Raw genomic sequence first — 1,518 nt, forward strand, 5'->3', positions numbered from 1 at the left:
GCGGGGGGACGCAATGGACGGTGGGGGTTGGTGAAGAGCGACGGGTCGCGCGTGGAGCGAACCGTCGTGAGTGCGGGTGCGAAGGGGTGGGCGCACCTGCAGACACGGCCCTTCCCGGGGCCACGCGGGGAATCCGGGACACGGAGAACATCCCCGTTCCGGGAAAGGCCGGCTGCGCCCCGCGGCGCGGACGCTCTGAAGAGCCCCCACGGGGCGGGGTGTCCGGAGTCCGGCAGCGCGGAGGAGCGCGCCAGGACGCGGGTGGGGGACACGGGGAACAGGGGCGTACGCGCTGGCCGCTGTTGTGTGCGGCAGCTTCCGCAATGCCCCCACCCCGGTTCAATCAGCCGTCTGTCGAAGAACGCATCTGCTGCGCTGCCGGGGTCTTGGGCACACGAGACACTAGACCGCGTCGCCGCGCTCGAACAGATGGTCGTCGGCCAGTCACGGAGAGATACCAACGCGACGGGATGCGACGGGGGTTCGACGCGGTTCGACGCGCTGTGGCGGGGCGGCGGGGCGTCACCGCACGGTGGCGCTTCGCCGGGACGAGGCGGAGGACCGGCCGAGGGTCGGCAGATGGCCGGATTTCGCCCATGGGGCGACCCGTGTCAGTCCCCCGTGTCAGTCTCCCGCCACCGGTACCAGGTCTATCGGGAACTCCCCGTCTCTGGTCGGGAACTCAAGCTGGAGCTTGCCCTCGGCCTGGCTGGTGTAGGTGTGGACCGGCCCTGTCTTGTCGCAGTCGCCGTCGGACCTCTCGGCATCCAGTTCGTACGGGCCGAACACCAGCCGCTCGGCCCCGACCGAGGCCAGCGTCGCCGTCCACTCGCAGTGGGTTCCGCTCTGCGGGTCGGAGGCCGTTCTGGCCCTCGTGACGCCGACCCTGCCCCCGGTGATCGTGATGCGCAGGTTGTCCGGTGACCGGTTGCCCTTGTCGGTCCAGATGCCCACATACGCGCTGGGCACCCGCGTGTTGCCCGGCGGGACGGGTCGGAAGCGGGCGCTGTACTTGCCGTCCTGCGTCCGCCAGTCGAGGTCGCCGTCGTTCCGGGTCGTCAGCTCGTGCCGCGGCAGCTCGATGCAGGCGCCTGGCGGGGCGCTGTGCTTGAGCCTTCCCCGGCTGAGGGTGATCTCCTCCCGGCCGTCCTTGTGCGTACCCCCGGACTCCATGGTGCTGTCCCCGATGCACAGCGCCTCCTGCCCTACCGAAACAAACGTCGCGACCGGGGCGTTGTAGCCGCCTCTGGTGATCTCGACCCGCGCCAGGACCCACGACTCCGCGCCCGTTCCCCTGCCGCGTTCCTTGACCTCGCCTTCCCATGTTCCGAGGAACGCCCCCGGCACGATGTTCGAGCCGTCGGCTGCCCCTGCCGCCTGGTCTCCGCGGTCCGTGCTGCTGGCCCGGCCGTCGTCGTCCCACGGCCGTACGGTGAACAGCGCGGCGCCGGTGGCGACGAGCGCGGCGAGTACGGCGCCGAGCACGAGGGTCCGGGTCCGGCGCGGGCGGGGCGGCGG

Annotated in this window: 1 pseudogene; it reads right to left on the bottom strand. The window is 71.6% G+C overall.

Features of this window, described 5'->3' with window-relative positions:
• Positions 1-624: 624 nt before the first annotated feature.
• Positions 625-1,518, bottom strand: a pseudogene (locus U9R90_RS36140) (hypothetical protein); the annotation flags it as partial.

This window comes from Streptomyces sp. E11-3 (assembly GCF_046540415.1).
GTDB lineage: Bacteria > Actinomycetota > Actinomycetes > Streptomycetales > Streptomycetaceae > Streptomyces.